Genomic DNA, 12483 nt, shown 5'->3' on the forward strand with positions numbered 1-12483 from the left:
CAGGACATGACCGATGCCGTGCAGCCGGAAGAGCAGCAAGGGTACGAGGAGACGGCCTTTACGGCCGATCGTATTCCTCGGCAGGCACCGCCGCCGCCCAAGGGAACCCTCGGCAAGCTAGGTGACGCCTTCGATATAGCGCGCCTGCCTTGGGGACATTATATTGGCGTTAATCCGTCAGAGTATGAATATGAGTATTCGGAAGCTTGGTATCGCAACTATAAGTACATGGGTGAGTCAGATTTTCACGACCATACAATGATTAATGAGATGCGCTGGTCGCAGTTCATCGATGAGAAAATCAGTCTTATCTATCGCTTTTTTCGTTTTTGGTTCGTTTTCTGGATCCATCTTTTTAGTTTTATTGGTCCAGGAGGAAAAAAGGGGGGTGGCTTTTTAGTGGCGTCACGGCGGTTGGAACCATCTTGTTTCTTTTTGCCGCGGATACCATCTTGGCAGCGCTAACGCCGCTAGCGATCGTAGTGGTGATTTGTGGGGTATGCACTGTGCTAAGAAAGCTCTACGAAACTCAGAGCATTCGTTTCTACAAGAGTAACCAGAACTGGTCGGATGATGTCGCTTTCTGCCGCCGCTCCGGTATGGTCAAGAGCTTTCAGGGAAGCTTTCCCTTCTACGAGTTCGATGCCTTTATCGAGATGGCCGCGGACATGAAGGGCAACCAGCGTCACACCCTCAAGGTGCGCCATCGTTATCCGCAGTTCAGCAAGGACAAGCGTAACGGCCTGCCGTTGGAATTCACCTTTCCCACCGATACCGGAAGCATCGCCGAGCGCTACGCCATGTGGGACATGCTGAGCCGCTTCATGGACGTCAGCCAGCCGTTGCCGGACATTCCCCGGTTGGAGCCGTTCCGTCATCTCGACCCGACCACTCGAGCCTTCGATGAGACCGGCAAGCGCGGCCGCCCGGCCACCTACTGGCGTGACCTCTATGCCAGGGTGGACGAAAAGGAGCTGAACCGCCTTCGCGATGAGCATCACCAGAAGGTGAACGCCGCCCCCTGGGGTAGCCGCCCCGATCTAATGGCTCAGTCGGTACCGGGCTACGAGGACAGCTACACCGCCGAGCCCGAAGACGTGAATGCCTACGCCCATGCGCCGACCAAGAACGCGCGTTTCGTGGAGCGTCCCGCGGCGGCCTCGTCGGATGACGCTTCCGACCAGCACGATTCACGGCGCTGAACCTCTCAAGTCTCGGCGCTGACCGCGTTACCGAGACACTGTGCAACGCACGGCAAGGACGCCGTGCCCATCCATTTCCGCCAGGGAAGGCGCATTGGCGCCTGCCCCGGCGGTAGCGTGCTTCAAGGCAGTAATTCAGTACCTGTCCCTGATTCCGGTGAAGCGGCCTATGAGACTCATGAAGCTCGCGTATGGCAGGCCTGGTTGCCGGCCGAGGTGCAGGCGCCGGGGGATTCCTTCACGCTATCGATCGATTACCCGGATTCACTCTTGAAATCGTCTCATATGGCAGATTTTATCTTCCATAAACCTAAGGCCGATGAGGGTGGCTTTAGTGTTGAGTTGGCGGATAATGTGGCGGTGCGTAAAGCGCTGACTAATTCTTTGAGGGTTGTAGTGTCTTAGCAGCTTTTATCTCGTGTATTATTTTTAAGGAGTGCGTTATGTGGTTTGTGCGGCCAAAGAGAAATTATCTGCCTGAGATACCTTGGCAGCGTTTGGATGAGCCTGAGGTGATGAGTTGGCAGATTAGGGTGCGTGATTACGATACCATGGTTGCTAATATTATTTTTTTTTCTGTCATGGCTTCACAGGCTGTTTTCTTTTATTACCTGCTGGCTGTAGAAAGGGAGTTTGTTTTTGATTGGGCGACAAAAGGGTTTCTTCTTTTGTTTTTGTCTTTTTTTCCAATTGGAATGAGTATGACGCATCAGACGTCTATCAATGCTTATCGTCTCACAAATAAGGGGTATGAAAGGGTCTCTTGGAAACCACAAATCGACACGGTCAAGCCCGTCATGAAGTGGACGGCTATTGTCTCGGGGATTGCCGTTGTAATTGCTGCACTTTTCAATCCTTATTTTCTTGTCGGTGCAGTGGGGCCAGCGGGATTCGGTTTGATCGCGCTATGCGTAGGTAACTCAAAAGAGTACCATTCTATGGTGCGGGCCGAGAGGCATGAAAATAGAAGCTGGGATTCTATTGAAGAGATAGTGCTATGGAAAAAGCGTAGGCTCATCGGGCTAAAGATGACGTTTGATAAGAATCATGGCGGCGGCACCTACTCCATGTATCAGAAGTTATATTGCAAGAAAGGTGAGGTGGAAAAGGTTTTGGATTTTGTCAAAAGTGTGACGTCTGATATTGAGTTTATTGAGAGAAAGCTGGTTGTGAATTCGGTTTCAGCCGAGTGAGAGACTTTCTCAGAAAATTAAAAGTATAAATGATAATTCGCGCGGCAAGGACACCGTGCTCCTCGATTCTCGCCAGAGAAGGTGCGCTGTCGTCTGCCCCGGCGGTAGCGTTCTTCAAGGCTCACGCATGTCTGCCAAAGAAACTGAAATTCCCAGACCCGATATGGCTCAGCCCCATCGCGCCGGAGATATCACTCCTTTCCCGGCAGGCAATATCATCATCTGTCCAATGCAGGGAGCCTGTCGCAACTCACCTCTGTGCCCCGGTGATAGCTGCTGTGTTCATCGAGCGGTTGGCCCATCAGGGAAGTAAGAAGGGTAGGATGATGAGAAGGGGATTGGTGATGGTGGCGTGAAGCTGTGTGACAATAAAAGGCGATGCCTTTTTGAATCTGTATATTGTCAGTGATATCGCTGTACAGGGAGGTTTTACATGTTGCCATTGACGGCCAGAAAGTCCTTTGATGCCGAGTTCATGGACTCGCTTTATCAGCGCCTGCGGGCCGATGATGAATCGCTCACGCTAGTGCTGAGGAAGAAGAGCGGTCGCAAGACCGAGGATCCCAGCGAAGCGCATGCCGGTGAGATTCGTAACGCGAGCAACAAGCCGCTTTTCCTGATGAATCCCAAGGAGAGCATGGTCAATCTCAAGCACGCGGGCGAGCATCGCGCCGCGCTGTTGGCCTTCCTGAAGGAGCGGGAGATCGTCGAAAAAGAGGAGGGCTATGAGTTCGGAGCGTTCTGCGCGTTAGCCTATGCCGCCTTGATTGCTCTGGTCGGCTTCTACTACACGAAAGCGAACGGCGCCGAGTTCCTCTATCCCTATCTGCTGGCCTGCGTAGCCTTCGCGCTCTCGGGCCTGGCGCTGATGGCACACGCCTATCGCCCCGGGCGGGAGAAGTGGTCCATTCCCGCCATGCTGTTGCTGTTTGTCGGGGCCTTGCCCACCGCGCCGTCTAGTCTTCTGGTCTTGCCCATGGTCAAATCGCTCGGGCGTAACAAGCTCCACAGGGTGCTTTACCAGGGCCGGGAAGCGTCGCAGAGCCTGCCTCCTGTGGCGTGAATGCCACCTCGAAAGCCACATCGGGGCGCGTGGCAGGCATCTCGTCAGCGTGCCCCATGGGATATGGAGTGCGCGAGCGTTCGAAGACAACAGCGTGGGAACATCATCATGAAAGATTCGGGTATCAAGGTCGCCACCTATGTCTGCCCGGCATGCAAGGAACGGGTCGGTCTGCGGCATCGCAATGCGCTGCGTCTGCTGCGCAACGAGACGGCCGAGTGCCCCAAGTGCGGGGCCGACGATCTCGTGGCGGGGGCGTCGCGCGAGACGCTGTCCAGCCATCTTCGCCAGATGGAAGAGGCGGCGAAGAAGTATTCTCGCGTGGTGCTGGTGACGGTGCCGGTCATCCTGGCCACCCTGGCGCTGCACTTCTTCGGCAAGATTCCGACGCCGGTCTTTGCGGGGATCTTCATACTCGCCCTGGGCGCTCAAATCCTGGGCAAGCCGAAGAAGGCCGTGCGCTCGCCGGTCGAGATCGCGCTGGAGCGCTCGAGCTGAGCCTATGGCGATCGTGACGTGACATGATCGGCCGCTAACGACAGGGCCCACTCATACGAGTGGGCCCTGTTCGTTGGTGGCTCGATGGTGAAGCAGGGAGCCGGGCGGTTGGTGTCAGTCGAACTCGCCGAGCCGCTGGCCCATCCTGACCGTCCGCTCCCTCTCCAGGCTGTCGAAGTCCACCGGCTCGGCGAAGGTCATCACCACGGTGGAGCCGAGCTTGAAGCGGCCCATCTCCTCGCCCTTCTCGAGATGCACCGGGGTGTCGAAGCGGATGCGCTGCACGTCGCCGCGGGGCAGGGGCGTGATCTGCCCTGCCCACACGGTCTCGATGGCGGCGACGATCATGGCGCCGACCAGCACCAGTGCCATGGGGCCGTGCTCGGTGTCGAAGTGGCACACCAGGCGCTCGTTGCGGGCGAAGAGGTTGGGCACGTGGTGGGTAGTGGCGGCGTTGACCGAGAACAGCCGGCCCGGCACGTAGACCATCTCCTTGAGCGTGCCGGCCACCGGCATGTGCACGCGGTGGTAGTCGCTGGGCGAGAGATAGACGGTGGCGAAGCTGCCGTCGCGATAGCGCCCGGCGGCCTCCAGGTCGCCGCCCAGCAGGTCGGCGGCGGTGAAGTCGTGGCCCTTGGCCTGGATCAGCCGGCCGTGCTCGAGGCGCCCGAACTGGGAGAGGGTGCCGTCGGCCGGCGAGACAAGCCCCTCGCCGATGGGGCGGGCGCCGTCCTTCAGCGGCCGGGTGAAGAACTCGTTGAAGCTCGGGTAGGCGCTCGGGTCCGGCTCATGGGCCTCACCCATGTCCACCTTGAACTGGCGGATGAAGGCACGGATCAGAACGTCCTTCAGCCACGGCAGGCGGCAGTCGGCGAGCCGGCCGATCAGCCGCGAGAGCAGGTGGTGGGGCAGGGGATACTGGATCAGGGCGAACAGCTTGGCTGGGGTCACGAAGGAAGCGTTCCGGTCAGTTGCATGAGTGATCAGAGGGAAGAGAGAAGAAGGAAGACAGTGATTGGGTGTGCTTCCCTCTTCCAGGCGCGAAGCGCCGGTCTTCCTTCTTCAATCGGCCTTCTTAAAGCGGCGCAGCCGCGTCTTGCCGCTTATTTCTCGATCGGCGTGTCGTCGCGGTTGCCCCATTCCTTCCAGGAGCCGGGATAGGCGCGCATCTTCTCGAAGCCGAGCGCTTTGCCCACCAGCCAGGTGAGGCCGCTGCGGTGGTGGGTCTGGCAGTGAGTGACCACTTCCATATCCGGCGTCAGGCCCAGCGTCTCGAGCTCGGTGATGAGCTCCGCGTAGTCGCGGATGCGCAGGTCGCGCGCCTTGTCCATGGCGTCGAGCCAGTCCAGGTTCACCGCGCCGGGAATATGGCCGAGCCGCTTGTTGTCGCCCTTCTCCCCGTCGTATTCGGCGCGGGTGCGGGCGTCCCAGATCGCGAAGCCCTTCTCGCCCAGGCGCTCGCTCAGCTCGACGCGGTCGATGGCCACCTCGGGATGGAGGATCTCGGCCCGATAGTCACTCGGCGCGGGGGCGGTCGTCTCGGTGGAGGTCGGCAGCCCGGCGGCGCGCCAGGCGTGGATGCCGCCGTTGAGATAGGAGTAGCGGGTGTGGCCGATCAGCTCCAGGGTCCACAGCAGCCGGCCGGCCCAGCCGCCGCCCTCGTCGTCGTAGGCCACCACGTGGGTATCCCGGGTCAGCCCCAGCGACGAGAACAGCGCCGACAGCGCCTCGGCGTCCGGCGCCTCGTTGGGCACGTCGCCCTCGCCGCGCAGCAGCCGCTTGGGGTCCAGATAGACGGCGCCGGGCACGTGGCCCTGCTCATGGCTCTCGGCCTTCAGCGGCACGTCGATGATCAGCAGCGAAGGGGCGTCCAGCTGCGCTTCGAGCTGCTCGGGCTCGACGATCAGCGGCAGCAGGTTGTCTTCTGAACTCATGGGGCTCTCCTTGATCTTTCTGGCCTTAACGTCCTGGCTCGGGCATGCCGTTGTGCTCTCAGCTCTCTTCGAGACTATCGACGATACGGCGGTAGCTGGCAAAGCGGTCGGCGTGAATCTCGCCGCTCTCGACGGCGGCCAGCAGCGCGCAGCCCGGCTCCTTGCGGTGACGACAGTCGCGGAAGCGGCAGCGACCGAGGTGCTCGCGGAACTCGATGAAGCCCTCGGCGACCTGATCCTCGTCCAGATGGATCAGGCCGAACTCGCGGATGCCCGGGGAGTCGATCAGCTCGCCGGCCTCGGTGTCGTCCTGTTCGCTGGAGGCGAAGCGGTAGAGCCGGGCGGTGGTGGTGGTGTGGCGGCCCTTGCGCGAGTCCTCGGACAGCGCGCCGATGCGCAGCGAATCAAACGGCAGCAGGCGGTCGATGAGCGAGGACTTGCCGACCCCGCTCTGGCCGACGAACACCGAGGTGCGGCCGGCCAGCCGCCGCCGGAGGGTGTCCAGGCCGCCGTCGCGGGCGGTGCTGGTGGTCACCACCGGATAGCCCAGCGCCGCGTAGCGTGCCAGCAGCGCGCCGAGCTCGCCGCCGTCATCGGGCAGCAGGTCGGCCTTGTTGAGCACCAGCACCGGCGCGATGCCGGTGGCCTCGGCGGCCACCAGGTAGCGGTCGATGAGGTTGGCGTGGGGCTCGGGCTCCACGGCGAACACGATCAGGATCTGGTCGATGTTGGCGGCCACCGGCTTGAGCTGGCCCCGGGGATCGGGGCGCTCGAGCACGCTGTCGCGCTCGCCGCGGGCCACCACCACGCCGCTGCCGTCCTCGCCGGCGCGCCAGATCACCCGGTCGCCGGTCACCAGCCCCTCCAGGTTGGCGCGCAGGTGGCAGCGGACCGGGTCGCCGTCGCCCTCCGGGCGCACGTCCAGGGTGCGGCCGAAGTGGGCGATCACTCGTCCGGGCCGTTCGGCGCCGTATTCGCCGGCGTCGAGCTTGTCGGCATCCTGCTGGCCGCGTTTCTCGGCGCGCTTGGCGCGTTCGGCCTGGATCTTCTCGATGCGCCAGCGCTGCTGGCGGGTCAACTTGCGTTTGCTCATGAGGGCCCGAAGGTCGGTACAATGGCGGCATTGTACTCATCAACGGGGCCGGCTGTCGCCGGCCGCACGACCAAGGAATGTCCCATGGCCGCGAACCAAGATGCCCAGGATCCGCGCACCCAGCGCCTGGTGTGGATCGACCTGGAAATGACCGGGCTCGACCCGAACCGCGAACGCATCATCGAGGTGGCCACCCTGGTCACCGACGCCGAGCTCAACGTGGTCGCCGAGGGGCCGGTGATCGCCGTCCACCAGCCGGACGCCCTGCTCGAGGGCATGGACGACTGGAACCAGAAGACCCACGGCGCCTCGGGGCTGGTCTCGCGGGTCAAGGCCAGCACCGTCGACACCGCCAAGGCCGAGCAGGAGACGCTGGCGTTCCTGAAGGCGCACGTGGCGCCGGGCAGCTCGCCGATGTGCGGCAACAGCATCCACCAGGACCGCCGCTTCCTCGAGCGCGAGATGCCCGAGCTGCTGGCCTTCTTCCACTATCGCAACCTGGACGTCTCGACCGTCAAGGAACTGGCCAAGCGCTGGAACCCGGGCGCGCTGGTCGGCTTCAGCAAGCGCAACGTCCACCTGGCGATGGACGACATCAAGGAATCGATCGCCGAGCTGGCGCACTATCGCCAGACCTTCCTGCGGCTCGAGAACGAGGACGGCGACGAGGAGGAGTAAGCCCACTTCAGGAGGATGTGGGGTCTGACCCCGTGACGGTTGCTGTGCCGCTTTCAGCCCGCGGCAATCACCCGTTGCCGCTTCTCCTTCTGACGCGCCAGCGCCCAGCGCACATGTTCGCGGACCAGATCCGACGGATACGCCAGCCGGGCGCGCAGCGCGGCCTCCACCGTCTCGCTCCAGGGCGCGTTGCCGAGCCCCACCGCCAGGTTGCGCAGCCAGCGCTCGTAGCCGATCCGGCGGATCGGGCTGCCGGCGGTCTTGTCCAGGAACTCCTCCTCGCCCCAGGCGAACAACGCGACCAGATCGGCGCGATCCAGGTCGTGGCGCGGCGCGAAGTCGGCCTCCTGGCTGGCCCGGGTGAAGCGGGTGAAGGGGCACACCAGCTGGCAGTCGTCGCAGCCGAACACCCGGTTGCCCATGGCGGCGCGGAATTCCTCGGGAATGGCGCCGTGCAGCTCGATGGTGTGGTAGGAGATGCAGCGCCGCGCGTCGACTACCTTGTCCTCGACGATGGCGTCGGTGGGGCAGGCCGTGCGGCAGGCGCTGCAGCTGCCGCAGTGCTCGGCCTCGAAGGGCGCGTCGACCGGCAGCGGCAGGTCGGTGTAGAGCTCGCCGAGGAAGAACAGCGAGCCGGCCTTGGGATTCAGCAGCATGGCGTTCTTGCCGAACCAGCCGAGCCCGGCCTTGCGCGCCAGGCCGCGCTCCATCACCGGGGCGGAATCGACGAAGGCGCGATAGCCGAAGGGGCCGATCTCGGCCTGGATCCGCTTGGCCAGGCTCGCCAGGCGCTTGCGCATCAGCTTGTGGTAGTCGCGCCCGACCGCATAGCGGGAGACGTAGGCCTTCTCCGGCCGCGCCAGCATCCTGGTGGTTTCCACCTCCGGCGGCAGGTAGTCCAGGCGCACGCTGATCACCCGCACCGTGCCGGGCTCGAGCTCCGCGGGGCGGGTGCGCTTGGTGCCGTGCTTGGCCATGAAGCCCATCTCGCCGTGGTGACCGGCGTCGAGCCAGCGCTGCAGGCGCGCCTCGTCCTCGGCCAGGTCGACGTCGGCGATGCCCACCTGCTGGAAGCCGAGTTCGCGGCCCCATGTCTTGATGCGCTCGGCCAGCTCGGCCAATTCGGTCTGCTGAGCCAAGTCGGTCCGCTGAGCCAAGTCGGTCTGCTGAGTGAGACGATCGGGGGCGTCGCCCGGGGGAGACGGCTGGGTCATGATTGAGGAAACACCGTTCGTAAAGGCGCCGCGGCGCTTGGCGAGCGGCGGGAGACAGGACACACTTCGTGGAACGTCCATGGTAAAGCATCGCCTCGAAGGGAGACAGGAAATGACGGCATCGTCCGAGGCATCCGGCCGGGCGCTGTATCGCGCCGAGCAGGTCCGCGAGCTGGACCGTCGTACCATCGCCGCCGGCATCGCGGGCTTCGCGCTGATGCAGCGCGCCGCGGCGGCGGCCTGGCAGGTGCTGCGCGAGGCCTGGCCGGAGGCCCGCTCGCTCAGCGTGCTGTGTGGCGCCGGCAACAACGGCGGCGACGGCCACGTGCTGGCGGCGCTGGCCGCCGCCGAGGGCTGGACGGTGCAGCGTGTGGCGCTCAAGCCGGTGGAGGCGCTGACGGGCGATGCCCGTCTGGCCGCCGACATGGCCACCGCGGCGGGCGTGGGGCTCGAGCCATGGCGGCCGGGGCTCACGCTTGGCGGCGAGGTGGTGGTGGACGCGCTGCTCGGCACCGGGCTCGCCGGCGAAGTGCGCGGCGACTTCCGCGCGGCCATCGCCGCGATCAACGAAGCCGAGCGGCCGGTGCTGGCCATCGACATTCCCTCCGGCGTGCACGCCGATACCGGCGCCGAACTGGGCGTGGCGGTCAAGGCCACGCGCACGGTCACCTTCATCGGCGACAAGCTGGGGCTGCACACCGGCCGTGCCCCGGCGCTGACCGGCGAGGTGGTCTTCCGCGGGCTCGAGGCGCCGGCATCGGCCGCAGCCGACATGGCGCCCGCGGCCGAGCTGCTGTACCGCGATGCCATCGCCGCGGCGCTGCCGCCGCGCCCGCTGGACGCCCACAAGGGCGATGCCGGCCATGCGCTGGTACTCGGCGGGGCGCCGGGCTTCGGCGGGGCGGCGCTGCTGGCCGCCGAGCATGCCGCCCGGCTGGGCGCCGGCAAGGTCAGCCTGGCCACCGCACCGGAGCACGTCACCGCGAGCCTGGTGCGCCGCCCCGAGGTGATGGTCCACGGCGTGCGTGGCGCCGCCGATCTCGGCGAGCTGCCGTCGCAGGCCGATGTGCTCGTCGTAGGCCCCGGGCTGGGGCAGGGCAGCTGGGGCCAGGCGATGCTGCAGGCCGCCCTCGACGCCGGCCGGCCGCTGGTGGTCGATGCCGATGCCCTCAACCTGCTGGCGAGCCGCTTCGGCGGCCTGAGCCGGGACGACTGGCTGCTGACGCCGCATCCCGGCGAGGCCGCTCGCCTGCTCGGCACGCGTGCGGCCGAGGTGGAGGCCGACCGTCCGGCGGCGGCCGCCGAGCTGCAGCGCCGCTACGGCGGCACGGTGGTGCTCAAGGGCGCCGGCAGCCTGGTCGCGGGGCCCTCGGGGCTCGCCGTGTGTCCCTACGGCAATCCGGGCATGGCCAGCGGCGGCATGGGCGATGCGCTGTCCGGCATCCTCGGCGCGCTGCTGGCTCAGGGGCTCGACGGCGAGACCGCCGCCCGGGTCGGCGTGATGGTGCACGCCCTGGCCGCCGACGAGGCCGCCGCGGCGGGCGGCCAGCGTGGCCTGCTGGCCGGCGATCTGGCATCCTGTGCGCGAATTCTGGTCAACCCGACGATGGGCGAATGACGATGCAGCTGCGACTCGATGACGAAGACCGCCAGGTGGCCTTCGGCGAATCCCTCGGCCGGGCCCTCGACGGCCACGGCCTGCTCTTTCTCGAGGGCGAGCTGGGCGCGGGCAAGACGACCCTGACCCGCGGCATCCTGCGCGCCTACGGGCATCGCGGCGCGGTCAAGAGCCCCACCTACACCCTGGTCGAGCCCTACGCGCTCGAGACGGTGCGCGTGAACCACTTTGACCTCTACCGCCTGGGCGACCCCGAGGAGCTCGAGTTCATCGGCGGCCGCGACCTGCTGGCCGACGATGCCCTGTGCGTGATCGAGTGGCCGGCCCGCGGCGAGGGCTGGCTGCCGACGCCGGACCTGACGGTGACGCTGAGCCTGGACGGCGAGGGCCGCCGGGCGACGCTGGCCGCCGGCGGCGACCACGGCCGCGCGGTGCTCGAGCGCCTGGCCGCCGATGTCTCTTTGTCTGCATCAGAGCGGCCAGAGGCAGAGCAGCCCGGGGCGATGGGCTCGCAAGGCGGCCGCCTCTCATGAGTCGGGGCAACGTGTCCCGGCGTCTGCTCGGCGGCCTGCTGGCGCTGGCGGCGCTGGTGCCGTCCGCGGCCTTCGCGGCCAGCGTCGACAACCTGCGCCTGTGGGCGGCGCCCGACCATGCCCGGCTGGTGTTCGATCTGTCGTCCTCGGCCGAGGCCAACGTGTTCAGCCTCGACGATCCGCGCCGGCTGGTCATCGACCTCGCGGACACCAGCCTGGCCGCCGACGTCGACCGGCTCGACCTCGAGGGCAGCGCCATCCGCGACGTGCGCACCGGCGTGCGCGACGGCGATGACCTGCGGGTGGTGCTGGAGCTCAATCGCGAAGTCGAGCCGCGCCACTTCAGCCTGGCGCCCAACGAACAGTACGGTCACCGCCTGGTGGTCGATCTCGAGTATCCCGGCGAGAGCGCCGTGGAGGACCCGATCGATCCCATCGAGGCGATGATCCGCGATCAGGAGATCGCCGCCGACCGCGCCCAGGCACAGGCTCGGGTGCAGGGGCGCGATGTCGTCGAGTCGGCGCCGGTGCAGGAGCCGGCCCAGCCGCATCCCAAGCGCGATATCATCATCGCCGTGGACCCGGGGCACGGTGGCGAGGACCCCGGGGCGATCGGGCCCAGCGGCACCCGGGAGAAGGACGTGGTGCTGGAGATGGGACGCCGGCTGGCGCGCAAGATCAACGCCACCGAGGGCTTCAAGGCGGTGATGATTCGCGACGACGACTACTACGTCGGTCTGCGTCAGCGCACTCGCATCGCCCGGGAGCAGAAGGCCGATTTCTTCGTCTCGATCCACGCCGATGCCTTCCGCAGCCCGCGGCCCCACGGCAGCTCGGTGTTCGCGCTGTCCCAGAGCGGGGCGACCTCCGAGACCGCCCAGTGGCTGGCGGCCTCCGAGAATCGCTCCGACCTGATCGGCGGCGTCGACGGCAACCTGTCGCTGGACGACAAGGACGAGGTGCTGCGCGGTGTGCTGCTCGACCTGACCATGACCGCGACCCTGAACGACTCGCTGACCATCGGCGGCCAGGTGCTCGACCGGCTGGGGCGGATCAACGACCTGCACAAGCCGCGCGTCGAGCAGGCCGGCTTCGTGGTGCTCAAGTCGCCGGACATTCCCTCGCTGCTGGTCGAGACCGGTTTCATCTCCAATCCCGACGAGGAGCGTCGCCTGCAGCAGCCGGGCTATCAGGACCGGATGATGGACGCGGTGTTCGGCGGCATCCGGGCGCATTTCCGGCGCAACCCGCCGCCGGCCAGCCTGCTGGCCTGGCAGCGCGACCAGGGGCGTGGCACCGGGGGCAACGAATACCGTATCCAGCCTGGCGACACCCTGTCCGAGATCGCCGCCCGCCACGGCGTGCCGGTGGCGCAGCTGCGACAGGCCAACGAGCTGAACGGCGACGTGATCCGGGTCGGGCAGGTGCTGCAGATTCCCCGTTCGTGAGCGGAGCAC

Annotated in this window: 14 protein-coding genes; 10 read left to right on the forward strand and 4 right to left on the reverse strand. The window is 65.6% G+C overall.

Features of this window, described 5'->3' with window-relative positions; genetic code table 11:
* Nucleotides 1–6 precede the first annotated feature (6 nt).
* The 6 genes from CVH10_RS25305 (at nucleotide 7) to CVH10_RS09385 (ending at nucleotide 3956) form a co-directional block, all read left to right on the forward strand.
* A complete protein-coding gene (locus CVH10_RS25305) occupies nucleotides 7–465 on the forward strand; it encodes a hypothetical protein (protein WP_146142924.1) in 459 nt (152 codons plus the stop codon).
* Entirely contained in the window at nucleotides 426–1202 is a 777-nt protein-coding gene (locus CVH10_RS09370) for a hypothetical protein (RefSeq protein WP_146142925.1), read from the forward strand. Before CVH10_RS25305 ends, CVH10_RS09370 begins: the two co-directional genes overlap by 40 nt.
* Nucleotides 1203–1265: 63 nt before the next feature.
* Complete coding sequence (locus CVH10_RS25310; RefSeq protein ID WP_146142926.1) at nucleotides 1266–1607, forward strand: hypothetical protein; 342 nt, start codon at nucleotides 1266–1268, stop codon at nucleotides 1605–1607.
* Between the two features lie 38 nt (nucleotides 1608–1645).
* Nucleotides 1646–2395 (forward strand): hypothetical protein, encoded by a 750-nt coding sequence (locus tag CVH10_RS25315; RefSeq protein ID WP_146142927.1) that lies wholly within the window; start codon nucleotides 1646–1648, stop codon nucleotides 2393–2395.
* Between the two features lie 433 nt (nucleotides 2396–2828).
* Nucleotides 2829–3458, forward strand: coding sequence for a hypothetical protein (locus tag CVH10_RS09380; RefSeq protein WP_106488494.1), 630 nt, complete (start codon nucleotides 2829–2831; stop codon nucleotides 3456–3458).
* Between the two features lie 108 nt (nucleotides 3459–3566).
* Nucleotides 3567–3956, forward strand: a complete 390-nt coding sequence (locus CVH10_RS09385) for a hypothetical protein (protein WP_106488495.1) — start codon at nucleotides 3567–3569, stop codon at nucleotides 3954–3956.
* Nucleotides 3957–4070: 114 nt separating this feature from the next.
* Here CVH10_RS09385 and asd read toward each other — a convergent pair whose 3' ends face one another.
* The 3 genes from asd to rsgA all read right to left on the reverse strand — a co-directional run bounded on the left by asd (nucleotide 4071) and on the right by rsgA (nucleotide 6983).
* Entirely contained in the window at nucleotides 4071–4907 is an 837-nt protein-coding gene (asd, locus tag CVH10_RS09390; RefSeq protein ID WP_106488496.1) for an archaetidylserine decarboxylase, read from the reverse strand.
* Between the two features lie 152 nt (nucleotides 4908–5059).
* Nucleotides 5060–5890 carry a sulfurtransferase gene (locus CVH10_RS09395; protein ID WP_106488497.1) on the reverse strand — a complete coding sequence of 277 codons (831 nt, stop codon included), beginning with the start codon at nucleotides 5888–5890 and terminating at the stop codon, nucleotides 5060–5062.
* 58 nt (nucleotides 5891–5948) lie between these two features.
* Nucleotides 5949–6983: a small ribosomal subunit biogenesis GTPase RsgA gene (gene rsgA / locus CVH10_RS09400; protein WP_106488498.1), complete on the reverse strand. Its 1035-nt coding sequence runs from the start codon at nucleotides 6981–6983 to the stop codon at nucleotides 5949–5951.
* 84 nt (nucleotides 6984–7067) lie between these two features.
* On the opposite strand from rsgA, the gene orn reads away from it, so the two are divergent.
* Nucleotides 7068–7661, forward strand: a complete 594-nt coding sequence (orn, locus tag CVH10_RS09405; protein ID WP_106488499.1) for an oligoribonuclease — start codon at nucleotides 7068–7070, stop codon at nucleotides 7659–7661.
* A gap of 53 nt (nucleotides 7662–7714) precedes the next feature.
* On the opposite strand, the gene queG is transcribed toward orn, so the two are convergent.
* Nucleotides 7715–8875 carry a tRNA epoxyqueuosine(34) reductase QueG gene (gene queG, locus CVH10_RS09410; protein WP_369335762.1) on the reverse strand — a complete coding sequence of 387 codons (1161 nt, stop codon included), beginning with the start codon at nucleotides 8873–8875 and terminating at the stop codon, nucleotides 7715–7717.
* 112 nt (nucleotides 8876–8987) lie between these two features.
* Between queG and CVH10_RS09415 the strand changes: the two genes are divergently transcribed.
* The 3 genes from CVH10_RS09415 to CVH10_RS09425 are packed head-to-tail and all read left to right on the forward strand — an operon-like array spanning nucleotide 8988 to nucleotide 12474.
* Nucleotides 8988–10493 (forward strand): NAD(P)H-hydrate dehydratase, encoded by a 1506-nt coding sequence (locus tag CVH10_RS09415; RefSeq protein ID WP_106488500.1) that lies wholly within the window; start codon nucleotides 8988–8990, stop codon nucleotides 10491–10493.
* Nucleotides 10494–10495: 2 nt separating this feature from the next.
* Entirely contained in the window at nucleotides 10496–11026 is a 531-nt protein-coding gene (gene tsaE, locus CVH10_RS09420; RefSeq protein WP_369335779.1) for a tRNA (adenosine(37)-N6)-threonylcarbamoyltransferase complex ATPase subunit type 1 TsaE, read from the forward strand.
* A complete protein-coding gene (locus CVH10_RS09425) occupies nucleotides 11023–12474 on the forward strand; it encodes an N-acetylmuramoyl-L-alanine amidase (RefSeq protein ID WP_052052548.1) in 1452 nt (483 codons plus the stop codon). The genes tsaE and CVH10_RS09425 overlap by 4 nt, the downstream gene beginning before the upstream one ends.
* Nucleotides 12475–12483 lie beyond the last annotated feature (9 nt).

It is taken from the genome of Halomonas sp. ND22Bw (assembly GCF_003011945.1).
GTDB classification, from domain to species: domain Bacteria; phylum Pseudomonadota; class Gammaproteobacteria; order Pseudomonadales; family Halomonadaceae; genus Halomonas; species Halomonas halophila.

Bases quoted from the DNA above. Each gene is read 5' to 3' on its own strand.
- CVH10_RS25305 (WP_146142924.1), top strand. From the start codon at position 7: ATGACCGATGCCGTGCAGCCGGAAGAGCAGCAAGGGTACGAGGAGACG.
- CVH10_RS25315 (WP_146142927.1), top strand. From the start codon at position 1,646: ATGTGGTTTGTGCGGCCAAAGAGAAATTATCTGCCTGAGATACCTTGG.
- CVH10_RS09380 (WP_106488494.1), top strand. From the start codon at position 2,829: ATGTTGCCATTGACGGCCAGAAAGTCCTTTGATGCCGAGTTCATGGAC.
- CVH10_RS09385 (WP_106488495.1), top strand. From the start codon at position 3,567: ATGAAAGATTCGGGTATCAAGGTCGCCACCTATGTCTGCCCGGCATGC.
- CVH10_RS09395 (WP_106488497.1), bottom strand. From the start codon at position 5,890: ATGAGTTCAGAAGACAACCTGCTGCCGCTGATCGTCGAGCCCGAGCAG.
- rsgA (WP_106488498.1), bottom strand. From the start codon at position 6,983: ATGAGCAAACGCAAGTTGACCCGCCAGCAGCGCTGGCGCATCGAGAAG.
- orn (WP_106488499.1), top strand. From the start codon at position 7,068: ATGGCCGCGAACCAAGATGCCCAGGATCCGCGCACCCAGCGCCTGGTG.
- queG (WP_369335762.1), bottom strand. From the start codon at position 8,875: ATGACCCAGCCGTCTCCCCCGGGCGACGCCCCCGATCGTCTCACTCAG.
- CVH10_RS09415 (WP_106488500.1), top strand. From the start codon at position 8,988: ATGACGGCATCGTCCGAGGCATCCGGCCGGGCGCTGTATCGCGCCGAG.
- tsaE (WP_369335779.1), top strand. From the start codon at position 10,496: ATGCAGCTGCGACTCGATGACGAAGACCGCCAGGTGGCCTTCGGCGAA.
- CVH10_RS09425 (WP_052052548.1), top strand. From the start codon at position 11,023: ATGAGTCGGGGCAACGTGTCCCGGCGTCTGCTCGGCGGCCTGCTGGCG.